The sequence below is a fragment of the Campylobacter sp. CFSAN093246 genome, assembly GCF_012889415.1.
In the GTDB taxonomy this organism is placed as follows: Bacteria; Campylobacterota; Campylobacteria; order Campylobacterales; family Campylobacteraceae; genus Campylobacter_D; species Campylobacter_D jejuni.
Genome location: NZ_CP040613.1, coordinates 117,521 through 131,285, shown reverse-complemented (window position 1 = coordinate 131,285; position 13,765 = coordinate 117,521). Strand labels below are relative to the sequence as shown.

Genomic DNA, 13,765 nt, shown 5'->3' with positions numbered 1-13,765 from the left:
GTGAATATATGAATTTTGCAGATATTTTTTCAAAAATAAGAAGACAACAACCTAGCGTTAAAGAAGCGCCAAATCACTGGGTAAAGTGCCAAAGTTGTCATGCTTTGATGTATTATAAAGAAATAGAATCTTGTTTTAATGTTTGTCCTAAATGCAATTATCACATGAGAATTTCAGCTGATGAACGTATTAAACTTTTAAGCGATGAAGGCAGTTTTATTGAGTATGATGCAAATTTAGAAGCTATAGATCCTTTAAAATTTGTTGATAGCAAATCCTATAAAAAACGCCTTAGCGAAGGTGAAAGTAAAACAGGTAGAAAAAGTTCTGTCATCAGTGGAGAATGTGAAATCAATGGTTTAAAAACCCAACTTGTTGTATTTGATTTTTCTTTTATGGGCGGATCTTTAGGTTCTGTTGAAGGAGAAAAAATTGTTAGAGCTATACAAAGAGCTATCACAAGCAAAACTTCTCTTGTCATCGTAAGTGCAAGCGGTGGAGCTAGAATGCAAGAAAGTACTTATTCTTTGATGCAAATGAGCAAAACTAGTGCTGCACTTAAACTTCTTAGCAAAGAAAAACTTCCTTATATTAGCATTTTAACCGATCCTACTATGGGTGGAGTAAGTGCTTCTTTTGCTTGGCTTGGAGATTTAATCATCGCTGAACCTGAAGCTTTAGTAGGTTTTGCTGGCGCAAGAGTTATTAAACAAACTATAGGAGCAGATTTACCTGAAGGTTTTCAAAAAGCAGAGTTCTTGTTAGAACATGGACTTATAGATGCCATAGTTGAAAGAGGAGAACAAAAACAATATCTTAGCGATGTACTAAAATTTTTTAGTGGAAAATAATTTGCAAGTTAATATCTTTTGTATTCAAAAAAGTGATGAATTTAAAACTTGTAGTGAGAAATACTCTAAACTCATCTCCAAATACGCCACTTTAAAAGAAATAAATGTTTTTAATAAAAAAATAGCCTTAGCTCAAAATTTAAATGCCATAGAAGCAAAAAAAAGCTATGAAGAAGCTTTTATGCCTTATAAAAAAGGCTATTGTATCGCTCTTGATGAAAAAGGGAAAGATCTTACAAGTATAGAATTTGCAAAACTCATCCAAGATAAAAATGAATTAAGTTTTTTTATAGGAGGTGCTTATGGTTTAAGAGAAGAATTTAATCAAAGTTTGGATTTTAGACTATCATTAAGCAAACTTACTTTAGCACATCAATTTGTTAAAACCTTACTTTTAGAACAAATTTATCGTGCATTTTGCATCAACAACAATCACCCTTATCACAAATAGAAAGTTTTAAAATGAAAAAAAATGAAATACAAAATTTCAAAAATATTTTAGAAGAAAGAAAAAAAGCCATCTTAGAAAATTTGCAAAGCAATTCAAATGAAATCGAAGCTCTTCACAATAGCGTCCCAAGCGATAGTGTAGATTTTTCTGTCATAGAAACAGGCTCTCAAATTGACTTTGCTATCAGCACCAATCTCAAAGAAGAACTTATAGAAATCGAAGATTCTTTAGATAAAATCAAAAACGGCACTTATGGAATTTGCGAATCTTGCGATGATGAAATCGACTCTCAAAGACTAAAAGTCAAACCTCACGCAAGATATTGTATCACTTGCCGTCAAATTGCAGAACAAGGAAAAAAACATGAAAATTAAACTCTTCTTACTTGCAAGTTTTATTTATATAGCACTTATTTTTGCCTTTGCTTGGCATCTAGAACTAGGAAGCTATACTCTAAATATCAGCACTTATACCTTTGAACTACCTATTATGATATGGCTTGTTATTCCTTTATTTATTTATATGATTTTAGCCGTTTTACACATAGCATTTTATGGATTTTTGCGTTATTTAAAATTTAAGCATTTTTTTAAAGATGCAGCTAAATTTGAAGCTTATACTCAAGATTTACTCCTTGAAAAAGATCTTAAAACCACTTTTCAAACAAAAGAATTTAGATCTGTAGCACAACTTTTTAAAACCATAAAAACACATGAAAAAATTCCACACTCAAATAAAATCAATGAAATTTTAGATCTTATTGATGGTTTAAATAAAAACGAATTTTTTAACCTTAGCAAATTTAAACTCGAAAATAACAATGTTTTATATTTGCAAAATGAAAAAAATCATCTCAAAAATGATGCAAATTATGCCTATAACAAACTTAAAAACCTTAATGAAATCAAAGATGAATTTGAAGAAATTGCTTTTAACACTCTTATAGAAAAAGCTAGTTATGAGCAAATTAAAAATGTAAAAATCCCTAAAAAGCCTTCTGAAGTTCTCACACTTATTAAGCGTTTTAAAGAAGGAAATTTAGAACTTAGTGTAGCAGAATATGAAGTTTTACTTTCACACAACATATTAAGCGAAAAAGACTATCTTAACGCAGCAAAACTAAGTACTAAACTTTTAAATCCTGATGCTATTTTAGGAATTTTTAACAAAATTAAAAATGAAAAAAGCGAAGCTTTAAGAGCATATTTATATCTTTTGGCTGAATTTGGACTTTTAGATGAGTTAAGAGAACAAATTCACAATGATGATAAAAAATTTAATGATTTTAAAGCCTTTTTAGCCTTGCGTGAAAAAAATATCAAAATCGATCTAAATCAACTCATACAATGATAGATTTTAGCAAAAAACCCCTGTTTTTAGCCCCTATGGCAGGTTTTTCAGATCTGCCTTTTCGTAATGTAGTAAAAAAATTTGGTGCTGATATTACCATAAGTGAAATGATAAGTTCTAATGCCTTAGTTTATGAAAGTTCTAAAACTTTACATATGCTAGAAAGAGCTGAATTAGAAAATCCTTATATAGTCCAAATTGCAGGTGGAGATAAAGAAGTGCTAAAAAAAGCAGTGCAAATGCTAAATGAAATGGATTTTGTAGATGGGATCGATTTTAATTGCGGTTGCCCTGTAAATAAAGTTGTTAAACAATGTGCTGGCAGTGCTTTGCTAGAAAATTTAGAGCTTTTTAAAAATCTTGTAGGAGTGATTAAAGAAAACAATAAAAAAAGCCTTACAAGTGTGAAATTTCGACTAGGATTTAATGAAAAATATCCTGAAAAAATGGCTAAAATTTGTGAAAGCTTGGGGGTGGATTTTATAAGTATCCACGGACGCACAAGAAAACAGCTTTATAGCGGAAAAGCCGATTATGGATCCATTGCTAGTGCTAAAGCGAGCGTGAAAATTCCTGTGATTGCAAATGGCGATATTAACGCACAAAACGCTAAAGAAGTTTATAAAATCACAAAATGTGATGGACTCATGATAGGGCGTGCGAGCGTAGGAAATCCTTGGATATTTTATGAAATCAAAAGCGGTAAAAGTGTAGATGAAAAACTCAAAAAAGAAATCATACTCACTCATTTTGATGAAATGATAAAACACTACAAAGATCAAGGCGTAAGTATATTTCGCAAGCATTTACACGAGTATTCTAAAGGGCATAAAGACGCTTCAGCCTTTAGAGATACCGTTAATCGTATCGACAATGTCGAAGAAATGCGAAAAAAAATAGAAGAATTTTTTAGTTTAACTTGATTGATTTTTATAATTTAAAAAATCTTAAGCCTTAATATCTATAATTTTTGCTGAAGTGTTTTGAGAAAGAATTTTATTAAATTCCCCTGCATTATCATTGCTAAAATTCATACCAAAAAGAATTTCTAGCTCATCGCTTGTGCCAAATTTAGTTTCTAGTAGTTTTCTTAAAAGCTCATTCATTTTATTATCATCTTTGTAGGTTTCGCTTTTACTTTCTACTTGTATAGGTTTGAAAGCTTTTTTGTCTTCTTCTGAAGTTTCTTGCAGTTTTTTCTGCGATGAATCAATATTGTTAAAATCAACAAAATATTTTTTTTGAAGCTCAAGATATTTTTCTTTAAATTCATCTATACTTTTGCTTGTGTGAAAAATTTTAACATAAGCTTCATCATAACTCACGCCATCAATATGCATCCAACGAGGGTGTTTAGCATTTTCATCCATCCATTGAAATAAATTTTTAACTTCTGATTCTGGTAATTCATTGTTTCTAAGCTTATCTTCTATTGAACCCTCGACTAATTCTATTTTATCGCTGAATTTTTTAGAAATCTTATACAAATCTATCAAATCATTACCTAATTCTTCTCTTTGTTTTTTTGTAAGCTCGGGATTTCCATTTTCAATACTTTCATCTCTTATTTTGGTAAGTGTTTGCAAAGGATTGTTTCCAAAATATCTATTAAAAGAGCTTAGAGGAAATACTATCATCTTTATCACCTTGGAATAAATTTTATTCTAAAGTAAATCGGCAAAAATGATTTTTTTTAATATTTTTACTCATATATTTAAAATATAAAGCGCAAGTCTTCTAGCCCTTGAAAAAAATCTTACTTAATCTTCCAAAGTCCTTACAATCAAACTTTTAGGTAAATTAAAATGCTCTATAAGTTCTTTCTCTTTTTCTCTCATTTCTCCATTATCATTTTCATGATCAAAACCTAACAAATGAAGCATAGCGTGGATAAAAAGCAAGCTTATTTCTTCTTCATAGCTATGCCCTAACTCTTTAGCCTTTTCTTTTGCCAAATCCACATTGATCACAACAGAACCCAAAGGCAAACTCTCATCGATATTTTCAAGTGGAAAAGAAAGTACATCAGTGGTTTTATCTTGTTTTCTTTGCTCTAAGTTAATTTCTTGCATTTCTTTACTATCCACAAAGACAAGCTCCACATCTTTAGGACTTAAAAAACTTGCTATAGATTCTAAAAAATCACATTTTTCATCACTTAATATCATAAACCTTCCTTAATCAAATGATATAAATTTTCTATTTCTTCATCATCAAAAATCGCACAATTTTTACTACTATAAAATTGTTTTAGTTTTTTCTCTTCAAACTCAAATCCTAAAGCACATTGAGAATGCGAAGGTAAAAAAGCCCTTAGCAATGTAATGGAATTTTGAATTTTCTCATCACAGGCAAAACAAAAAAAATCTTTATGCAATCTTCCTTCAAATTCCAAAATTTTTAAATAAGCATCAACAATAACACGCTTTGGATTTTGTTTTTCAAACCTTTTCACACACTCATCAAGTAAATCAAAATAAAAACTATCAAGCTCTTCTACATCTTTTAAGTGCCTATATAAAAGACGGATAAATTCTTGCCAAATAAGCATTTTATCCCTTTGCATAATCCATAAAAATCCCAAATGCAATACATCTTTAAGTCTTGGTAAAAAACTAGGATTTTCTTCTAAAGCAAAGTCGATTTTATAGCCGCTTAAAATACTAGAATGTCTAAGTCCATAAAAACGATAAGCCTTAATAAGCATTTTAGGACTTAAAATATAAACAATCAAATCCTCATCTTTAACTTTTTGAGTATGAAGTATAAAGCCTTGCATTAAACAATTTCAATACCATAAGCCCTAAGTATATCAAAAGCGGATTTTTCTAAATTTTCATCAAAACTTGCACTTAAATTTTGGTGTAAAATTATCCTTGCATTAGGCTTAGCACCAAAAGCTAAAATAATATTACAAAACACACAAATATGAGAAACAAGCCCTGCAAAATGAAGTTCTTCATAATCACTTTTTTGTATGAAATTAGCTAATTCTAAGCTACCAAAAGTATTTTTATAAAAAATTTTATGAGCTTTTTGTAAAAAAGGTTCAAATTCCTTTGGCATTTGCCAACCCAAACTCTCTTTAATGCAATGTTTTACAGGTAAATTTAAACCTTCTTTACTTTGTAGATAATGCTCATCATGCGTATCATAGGTTAAAAGCAAATGCGTGTTATTAAAATCGATTTGATTTAAGGCTTTAAAAATATTTTCTTTGATTTTTAAAGCCTTATCAAAACCTAAACTTCCATCAATAAAATCATTTTGATAATCCACTAAAACAAAAGCTTTTTTCATGCTTTTATGCCTTTTGAAGCCAAAAACTTTCTGTGTGTAAATTTGTAAAAGCAGTTTTTAAGCTTGTAAAAAGCTTAGGATGATCTTTTTCTAAATTTGCTAAAAGCTGTTTAGCTTCTTCTCTAGCGTGTGGAAATTTCACATTTTTTTCGCTGAGTTTCATACCAGGACAAAATTCATTTCCTATCACGCTAAGTTCATTTTGCGTAGCATTATCCCTAAGCTGTCTTTCTCGCACAAAAATCAAAGGGCGTATCACGGTTATACCGCGTTTGCTTTGATAAATAGGCGCTAAGGTTCTTAAAGCTCCATTATGAATAAAATTCATAAAAAAGCTTTCTGCTGCATCATCTAAATGATGAGCTATAGCAAGCTTGTTAAAACCTTTTTCAAGAGCGTAAGTATATAAAGCTCCACGACGCATTCTCGAAAAATAACTACAAAAACTTGAATTTTCTCTTATGGTATCGCCTGAAACTTCATAAATATTTGAATCAAGCACGCTATGTTTAATGCCGTGTTCTTCACAATGTGCATGAAGATGAGAATAATCCTCGCCCATACCATAACTCAAAGTTACCGCTTCAAGTTCAAATTTAAAAGGAGCGTGAGCTTGCATACGATTTAAAAGATGGGCTAAAGCCAAAGAATCTTTCCCGCCACTAAGCCCTAAAAGAACCCTATCTCCATCTTTAATAAGTCCAAATTTAGCATTAGCTTGTGCAACTTGGCGTATGAGTTTTTTGCTAAGATTTATCATAATTTCTCGCACATTTTAAGCACAAAATTGGCTGAAATTTTAGCTGAATTGATCACAAACTCATCAAAATCAAATTCAGCCTTTTCCCCTGCTTTATCACTCATAGCTCTTAAGATAAAACAAGGCACCTTTAAAGCATCACAAACCAAAGCCACACTTGCGCCTTCCATTTCACAAGCATCCGCATTGAAAATTTCTCTAATTTTTGCTTTTTTTGCTTCATCGCAAATAAACTCATCACCCGTTGCAATAATGCCTGCACGCAGTTTGATATTTAATTCCTTAGCAACTTCTAAAGCAAGATTGTTTAATTTCTCATCGGTTTTGATAAAAATTTCATTACCTGGAACAAAACCCAAAGGATGTCCAAAAGCAGTAATATCAAGATCGTATTGAGCTAATTTTGTTGCATAAAGCAAATCGCCAATTTCAAGTTCAGGATTAAAAGCACCTGCAACTCCTGTAAAAAGCAAAGCTTGTGCGCCAAATTTTTCTATCATCACACTAGCACTAAGAGTAGAATTTACCTTGCCAATTTTAGAATACGCTAAAACAAGTTCATGGTTTTTATACTTTGCAAAATAATAAGTATTGTTAGCGTGTTCTATTTTCGTATAATCTTTAAGTGTTTCAAGTAAAGGAGTGATTTCTTCACTCATGGCTCCTAAAATTGCTATTTTCATCATACAACCTTTAAAAATTCATCAATATCATTCATATTTGTTAAAGCATAAGTTTCTTTTGAAGTGATTTTTTTATTCAAACCCTTAAGCACACTTGCGCCAAATTCTATGAAATAATCTACTTCATTTTCACATGCCTTAATGCTTTGTTTATAAAGCACAGGAGAGATAAGTTGTGCTTTTAAAAGCTCAAGGGCTTCTTCTTTGCTTGTATAAATTTTGGCATTTGCATTAGAAATTACGGCTTTAAAATTTGGTTTTAACACCTTTTCAAGCTCCACACAAAGCTTAGCTGAAGCATTTTCCAAAAGAGGACAATGACTTGCCACGCTCATATTTAAAAGCATAGCTCTTTTAGCTCCTGCTTCTTTAAATACACTTTCATAACTTGCTAAATCAGGTTTTAAACCTGCTACAACGATTTGTCCATCGCAGTTATAATTTGCAGCGAAAATTTGCTTGTTTTCTTTTTGTGCTTTTTGACAAAGCTCTTCAACCTTTTCATCATCAAGCCCCAAAACCACCATCATACCTGCTTCAACTTTTGCACAATCTTCTTGCATGAAAAGCCCTCTTTTATTGACCAAAGAAAGAGCCTCTAAAAAATCAAAAGCACCATTGACAGCTAAGGCTGAAAATTCTCCCAAAGAATGCCCTAAAGCAAATTTCGAACTTAAATCAGGTTTTTTTTCAAGTAAAACACTATAAGCCATTAAGGAATTTAAAACGATGGCGGGTTGAGTAAATTCACTTTGATTGAGTTTTTCGTTTTCTTCAAAAAGCAAATGTTTAAAATCAATCTTACAAAAATCACTTGCGTTTTGAAGGAGTTCTTTGGCTTTTATAGAGTTTTCATAAAAATCTTTTCCCATGCCAAGACTTTGAGAGCCTTGACCTGGAAATATAAACGCAGCATTCATTAATGACAACCGCAACCGCCGCCACCACAGCAACCGCCGCCACCATGTCCATGTCCGTGATGATGATCGTGTCCATGTCCGCTTCCACAACCACAACTATGACTTCCTGCGATAATACCTGTAAGAATTTCATCTTCACTCGCAACTCTAGCATCTACGATATTTAAAGAAAAAAGCAAATCACGACCTGCATAAGGATGATTATAGTCAATTGTCACATCATTTTCACCAATTTCTTTTACAGTTACACGAACGGTTTCGCCATTTTCACCTTCGCCAAAAAGCTCCATACCTACTTTTAAATCAATACCTGCAAATTGCTCTTTTGGTAAAGTTTGAACGGCATTTTCATCGTATTCGCCTAAACCTTTTTCTTTTTTAATTACCACATCAGCATTGCTAGGGCAATCAAGCTTCATCACTTCTTCTTCTAAGCTTTCTAAAATCTGACCTTTGCCTAAAATAAAAGAAATAGGTTGAGAATATAAATTTGATTCTAAAACTTCATTTGTATTTGCATCTTTTAACTCATAAAACATTGAAACTACACTATTTTTTTCTATAGCCATTTTATCTCCTTAATTTATTTTCTATTAGGTGAAGCTTTTGCTTCGGGTGAATTTGGATAATTAGTTTTTAAAGCTTTATAAAAACCATTTGCTGTTTTTGTATCACCTGTTTTATCCAATGAAATGGCAGTATGATATAAAAGTTTTGGGAAATAATCTCCTTTTGTACTCAAAGAAGAACTTTTTTTATAATAAACAATAGCATTGTTATAATTTTTTTGTTTATACTCGATCTCCCCTAACCAAAAATTTGCTCTTGCAGGTTTATACTGCTTTGTTATGAGAAAATTTAATTTTGCTTTGGAATCTTCAAAAGCATTTTTATCAACATCTTTTATCGCTAATTCTAAAATTTCATTATTTTTTTTCTTTTTCCAAGATTCATCAATTTGTTTTGCTTTATCATCTTGGGTATTTTGAGTATTATTGTTTTCAATGGTACTATTTGAATCTGTAGTTGAAACAACAACACTAGGTGTAATAGTTTTAACGCTTAAATTTGCATCATTTAATTCGTTTTTAGAAACATAATTTGCATTAATAGCATCTACTAAAGAACTAAGTTCGGCTAAAACTTTTTTTACTTGCTTATTATTAGCTTCTTGAATTTTTCTACTTTCTTCAACATAAGCCTTTAATTTTTGAATTTCACTAGTAAAATTATTTTCAATATTTTGATTATTCTCTTCAACTTGACTTAATCTAGAATTTGATTTGGCATATTGAGAATTTATACCTTCTAAAGTGCTTTGTAAACCCTCGATTCTTTCGTTAATTTCATTAATTCTAGCATTTGTTTGTATATTTTCATTATTTAAATTATCTAACTTTTCTTTAAATAATTTTTCATTTGAAGTTAAACCATAAGAAGAATTGCTTGTTATATCTCCTGCACCAAAAGCTGAGCTTTCTGCATAAAGTAAAGTAGCTCCAAGAAGAGCTACTGTGAATATTTTTTTCATTAATTATCTTGATAATTTAAATTCAGCACGTCTATTTTGCGCATCGCAAGCTTTAGTTTTTTCAGTGCACACAGGATTTGTTTCTCCATAGCTTTTAACAGCAATTCTATCAGCATTTACACCTTTAGCGATTAAAGCTTCTTTTACAGCTTTTGCTCTTTTTAAACCTAGAGCTTGGTTATATTCATCGGTTCCCCACTCATCGCAGTTTCCTTCAACAGTAATACTTACACCGCTTACTTCAGTGTTAAAAATATTAGCATTTGTGCTTACAACATTTTGCATATCAGGACGAATGTTGAATTTATCAAAATCAAAATATACTTTATTTAAAGTATCATTAAGTTGAGAAATTTTTGAATCAATATCCCAACCATCACTTCCACCTGAACCACGATTTGAATCAACACTACTATCACCGCTTACGCTAGTGCTTTTTGTGCTACAACCACTAATAACAACTGCAAGAGCTGCGATTGAAGTAAAAAGAATTTTTTTCATTTATGACCTTTCAAAGTTAATAAATTCTTATTATTATATCTAATTTTTAATTAATTTTAACCTAAAATTGAAATTTTTACCAATCAATTGATTGAATTTTTCCAACCCTAAGAGGAAAATAAAAAGTCTTATTTGCATTTACACGAATAACACCCAAAGCACTTTGCGCACCTAAATATTTGATAAATACTATACTTCCACCATCACTAGAAAATCTTGGAAATAAATTTTTTCCATTTGCTGTAAGTTGACGAATATAATCACTATTAATTGACATCAAATAAATATTAAAAACACCTGCTTGATTTGGTTCACGACTTGAATAAACCAAAAAATCTTTATAAGTCGAAACAGCCGAATTGTTTCTACCATGAAAAACAACTTGTTCAGCACTATTGCTATTTAAATCTTGCATAAAAATATTAGGATATCCTAAACGATCGCTTACAAATACCACTTTACTATCATCTGAGCCAATAAAATTTCCATTAACATCAATACCAGAATAATTAGTTAATTGTGTTAGATTTTTGGTATTTAAGTCATATAAATAAACATCAGGCTGATCTTTTGGAGCCATGGTAACAAGTAGTTTACTTCCATCTACATTCACATCACTTGCTACAACCATACCGCCACTTGATAAAATTTTACTAGCTTTATTGGTATTTAAATCATAACGGTATAAAGTTGGCTTATCATGATCATAAGCTGTATAATAAAATAGAGTTTGTTCTTTATTTCCCCATTTTGGAAATAAATTAAGTCCACCATCAACAATAACTTTTTGATAAGTTAAAGTATAATCAGCCATAATAATTTGACTTTTTTTAGAGCTAGAATTTCTCGCGATCAAAATTTTATGATCCATCCAATCAACAGGTGCAAGTCCTAACGCATTTACAGAAGCTTTGACACTTTTATGTGCCAAAAATGGATATTGCTCTAAACCATTTAAAGTATAAGTTTGCTCTGACTTATCAGAACCGCCAGCTTTTATTTTTACATTTAAACTCAAAGTGTTACCATTTTTATTTAAAGTGTATTCAAAAATATAATTACTTGTCTCAGTTGCATTAGCAACAACTTCAAAGTTTGAACTTACTTTCAAATCGTTCACAATGATATTATAAAAGCTTTTCTTTAAATTCTCATCACTTAAATTTGAATTGTCTTTAACAATAATCTTTGGTAAAACTACACCAGAATTAACAACATCAATCACTGGATCTTCTGCCCAAAGACTTCCTAAAAAGACTAAAAAAATTGCTACAATTTTTTTCATTTTTTTCTCCTAATCATTTTTAACTTTTACTTCATCTCTTAAATTCATGGTAATGCTTATATTTTTATTTTGCGGAGGATAAGTAATAAATTTACCTTTTTGACTTTCTAAAAATTCAGCCACTTTAGCATCATATAAAGGATTCCCACTTTTTTCAACTGAAGTATAGCCAAATTTTCCATTTTCATCAATAAAAATTTTTACCTTAACAGAAATTTTTTCACTATTTGGATAATACTGAGTCCATCTTTGAGTGATAATACGCACAACTTTCCCTAAAAATTCATCATAAATTCCAATCTTTTGCGCCTTTGTGCTTTCGCCTTGCGTTGAACTTTCTTCTTGAAGTAAACTATCATTAAGTTGTTTTACAAGTTCAGAAGCTTGAGGTTTTGGGGCACTAGAAATTCCTGATTTAGCACTTGATTGAATTTTTGTAGTCTTTTCTTCTTGTATTTCTTTAATATTTCCAAAAAGCTCATTAAAATTACTTGCCTTTTGGTCAATATCTTCAGTTTTAACTGTTTTATTTGTAGTCTGAGCAAAAAGCTTTTCTATATCAATTTGCTCTGTTGGTTTTTGTATTTCTTTAGGAGTGTTGCTTTGAGTAATAACTTGTTTTGATGGTTCAGCAAGTTCAATATCTACAAAACTATCTTTTATATCAGTATATTGTATAGCAGGTTCAACCTCGCTTACAAGTCTAAAAAAAACAAGAATTACTATACTAATATATATTGCTAAAGCAAGTAAAAACGAATTTAAATTACTCAAACCATAATTTTTCATGATTATTCAGTCTGTAAAGCAACTTTATTAAATCCTAAATTTTTTACACTTCTTAAGACTGAAATAACATCGTCATATTTTAAGCTTTTATCAGCGCGTATAAAAACCGGATCTTCGGTATTAAATTGTGCTTTTCTTTGAGCAAGATTATCAGCAAAACTTATAAAATCGTATTTTTCTTGATTTAAAAAAATTTCTTTCTTTGCATTAATACTAATAATTAAACTCTTAACAGTTGGAGTGCTGGTATTTTTTTGACTACCTTGTGGAAGATTAATTTTTTCTTCATAAGTAATGCTTGGAGCTGTTACCATTAAAATCGCAAGCAATACAAGCATAATATCTACTAAAGGTGTGATATTAAGTTCAGGTTTTTCATCATCAAATGGCATTTTTAACCTTATTTACTCGAACTTATAACTTTAATCTCGCTATCAATAATGCTTAAAAGTTCAAAAGCTTTTCTTTTAATGATGAGATGAAATGTATAAGCAGGAATTGCTACTAAAATACCACAACCTGTAGCAACTAAAGCCTCGCTGATTTTAGGAGCTATGATACTTAAAGAATTTTGAGTTCCAAGCCCACCAAAAGTTTCAAGTATAGAAATAACTGTCCCAAAAAGACCTATAAAAGGTGAAGTTGAAGCAATAATACTAAGCCAAGTAAGTCCAGCAGAAGCGCGGCGACTTGCTAAATTTTTATAGATTTCTAAATGATTTGAAGTTGTATCATTACATTTTCTTAAAATCGAATCAGTACGACTTAAATCCTTCTCACCCAAGAGCAAAGTTTCTAAACTTTCTTTTTCTTTATTTCTCCATGTAGCCAAATAAGTCAATCTAGCAAACAAAATACTAAATGCTAAAATAAAATATAAAGAAAGCCATAATAAAACTATATAAGTAATAATACTTGAACTATTGAAAAAATGAAATATAGCTTCAAAATTCATTAATGCATCCTTGCATTATCAAGTTTTGAAAAAGTTGCTGCTAAAGCTGCATTATCAGAACTCATAGATTTAATCAAATCTTTTGCTTGAGCAAGATTTTTTTCAATCTCACTTTCATCACTTCCACAAACCCAAACCGCACCCTTTGCTAACACGCAAATCTTATCTTCATCTACCTTTGCATGTCCAGCATCAATAGCAATTAATTCATGGTTTAAATCAGCTTTTTCAATATCAATTACTCCAGATTTTAAAGAAGAAACCAAAGCAGCATGTCCTTTAAGCACGCCAAATTCTCCTTCACTACCCGGTAAAGTAACAGATTTTACTTCTCCTTGATAGATTACACCCAAAGGCGTAACTATCTCGAAATTAATCAAATCGTTCAT

The 13,765-nt window shown here is 30.7% G+C and carries 20 protein-coding genes; 5 read left to right on the top strand and 15 right to left on the bottom strand.

The window, feature by feature from the left end; translation table 11 throughout:
• Nucleotides 1–8 precede the first annotated feature (8 nt).
• The 5 genes from accD to FBE87_RS00620 are packed head-to-tail and all read left to right on the top strand — an operon-like array spanning nucleotide 9 to nucleotide 3,575.
• A complete protein-coding gene (gene accD / locus FBE87_RS00640) occupies nucleotides 9–851 on the top strand; it encodes an acetyl-CoA carboxylase, carboxyltransferase subunit beta (protein ID WP_002851791.1) in 843 nt (280 codons plus the stop codon).
• Nucleotide 852: 1 nt separating this feature from the next.
• On the top strand, nucleotides 853–1,302 hold the full coding sequence (locus tag FBE87_RS00635) for a 23S rRNA (pseudouridine(1915)-N(3))-methyltransferase RlmH (RefSeq protein ID WP_002851666.1): 450 nt from the start codon (nucleotides 853–855) through the stop codon (nucleotides 1,300–1,302).
• Nucleotides 1,303–1,313: 11 nt separating this feature from the next.
• Entirely contained in the window at nucleotides 1,314–1,676 is a 363-nt protein-coding gene (dksA, locus tag FBE87_RS00630; protein ID WP_002851949.1) for a molecular chaperone DnaK suppressor DksA, read from the top strand.
• Nucleotides 1,666–2,652 (top strand): hypothetical protein, encoded by a 987-nt coding sequence (locus tag FBE87_RS00625; RefSeq protein ID WP_002851806.1) that lies wholly within the window; start codon nucleotides 1,666–1,668, stop codon nucleotides 2,650–2,652. The genes dksA and FBE87_RS00625 overlap by 11 nt, the downstream gene beginning before the upstream one ends.
• Nucleotides 2,649–3,575 carry a tRNA-dihydrouridine synthase gene (locus tag FBE87_RS00620; RefSeq protein ID WP_002823485.1) on the top strand — a complete coding sequence of 309 codons (927 nt, stop codon included), beginning with the start codon at nucleotides 2,649–2,651 and terminating at the stop codon, nucleotides 3,573–3,575. Before FBE87_RS00625 ends, FBE87_RS00620 begins: the two co-directional genes overlap by 4 nt.
• A gap of 24 nt (nucleotides 3,576–3,599) precedes the next feature.
• Here the strand turns inward: FBE87_RS00620 and FBE87_RS00615 are convergent, their stop codons facing one another.
• From FBE87_RS00615 to atpC, 15 genes are all read right to left on the bottom strand, one after another.
• Nucleotides 3,600–4,289 carry a hypothetical protein gene (locus tag FBE87_RS00615; RefSeq protein WP_002851870.1) on the bottom strand — a complete coding sequence of 230 codons (690 nt, stop codon included), beginning with the start codon at nucleotides 4,287–4,289 and terminating at the stop codon, nucleotides 3,600–3,602.
• A gap of 123 nt (nucleotides 4,290–4,412) precedes the next feature.
• The gene (gene ybeY / locus FBE87_RS00610) at nucleotides 4,413–4,820 is read right to left on the bottom strand and encodes an rRNA maturation RNase YbeY (protein WP_002851664.1); all 408 of its coding nucleotides are present in this window, start codon (nucleotides 4,818–4,820) and stop codon (nucleotides 4,413–4,415) included.
• Nucleotides 4,817–5,431 carry a recombination protein RecO gene (recO, locus tag FBE87_RS00605; RefSeq protein ID WP_002851895.1) on the bottom strand — a complete coding sequence of 205 codons (615 nt, stop codon included), beginning with the start codon at nucleotides 5,429–5,431 and terminating at the stop codon, nucleotides 4,817–4,819. The genes ybeY and recO overlap by 4 nt, the downstream gene beginning before the upstream one ends.
• The gene (locus FBE87_RS00600; RefSeq protein ID WP_168977205.1) at nucleotides 5,431–5,952 is read right to left on the bottom strand and encodes a cysteine hydrolase family protein; all 522 of its coding nucleotides are present in this window, start codon (nucleotides 5,950–5,952) and stop codon (nucleotides 5,431–5,433) included. Before FBE87_RS00600 ends, recO begins: the two co-directional genes overlap by 1 nt.
• 4 nt (nucleotides 5,953–5,956) lie before the next feature.
• Complete coding sequence (locus FBE87_RS00595) at nucleotides 5,957–6,712, bottom strand: tRNA 2-thiocytidine(32) synthetase TtcA (RefSeq protein ID WP_002857529.1); 756 nt, start codon at nucleotides 6,710–6,712, stop codon at nucleotides 5,957–5,959.
• Nucleotides 6,709–7,398, bottom strand: coding sequence for an aminodeoxyfutalosine nucleosidase (pfs, locus tag FBE87_RS00590; protein ID WP_002859787.1), 690 nt, complete (start codon nucleotides 7,396–7,398; stop codon nucleotides 6,709–6,711). Before pfs ends, FBE87_RS00595 begins: the two co-directional genes overlap by 4 nt.
• A complete protein-coding gene (locus tag FBE87_RS00585; RefSeq protein WP_229151379.1) occupies nucleotides 7,395–8,267 on the bottom strand; it encodes an ACP S-malonyltransferase in 873 nt (290 codons plus the stop codon). The genes pfs and FBE87_RS00585 overlap by 4 nt, the downstream gene beginning before the upstream one ends.
• A gap of 47 nt (nucleotides 8,268–8,314) precedes the next feature.
• Nucleotides 8,315–8,884, bottom strand: coding sequence for a peptidylprolyl isomerase (locus tag FBE87_RS00580; protein ID WP_011049593.1), 570 nt, complete (start codon nucleotides 8,882–8,884; stop codon nucleotides 8,315–8,317).
• A gap of 14 nt (nucleotides 8,885–8,898) precedes the next feature.
• Nucleotides 8,899–9,846, bottom strand: coding sequence for a tetratricopeptide repeat protein (locus FBE87_RS00575; protein WP_002851738.1), 948 nt, complete (start codon nucleotides 9,844–9,846; stop codon nucleotides 8,899–8,901).
• 3 nt (nucleotides 9,847–9,849) lie between these two features.
• Nucleotides 9,850–10,347 carry a peptidoglycan-associated lipoprotein Pal gene (gene pal / locus FBE87_RS00570; protein ID WP_002851617.1) on the bottom strand — a complete coding sequence of 166 codons (498 nt, stop codon included), beginning with the start codon at nucleotides 10,345–10,347 and terminating at the stop codon, nucleotides 9,850–9,852.
• Between the two features lie 76 nt (nucleotides 10,348–10,423).
• Nucleotides 10,424–11,632, bottom strand: coding sequence for a Tol-Pal system protein TolB (tolB, locus tag FBE87_RS00565; RefSeq protein WP_002858647.1), 1,209 nt, complete (start codon nucleotides 11,630–11,632; stop codon nucleotides 10,424–10,426).
• Between the two features lie 9 nt (nucleotides 11,633–11,641).
• Nucleotides 11,642–12,421, bottom strand: a complete 780-nt coding sequence (locus tag FBE87_RS00560) for a TonB C-terminal domain-containing protein (protein ID WP_002859784.1) — start codon at nucleotides 12,419–12,421, stop codon at nucleotides 11,642–11,644.
• 2 nt (nucleotides 12,422–12,423) lie between these two features.
• A complete protein-coding gene (locus FBE87_RS00555) occupies nucleotides 12,424–12,813 on the bottom strand; it encodes an ExbD/TolR family protein (protein ID WP_002858790.1) in 390 nt (129 codons plus the stop codon).
• A gap of 8 nt (nucleotides 12,814–12,821) precedes the next feature.
• Complete coding sequence (locus FBE87_RS00550; protein WP_002854361.1) at nucleotides 12,822–13,376, bottom strand: MotA/TolQ/ExbB proton channel family protein; 555 nt, start codon at nucleotides 13,374–13,376, stop codon at nucleotides 12,822–12,824.
• Nucleotides 13,376–13,765 carry an ATP synthase F1 subunit epsilon gene (atpC, locus tag FBE87_RS00545; RefSeq protein WP_002851752.1) on the bottom strand — a complete coding sequence of 130 codons (390 nt, stop codon included), beginning with the start codon at nucleotides 13,763–13,765 and terminating at the stop codon, nucleotides 13,376–13,378. Before atpC ends, FBE87_RS00550 begins: the two co-directional genes overlap by 1 nt.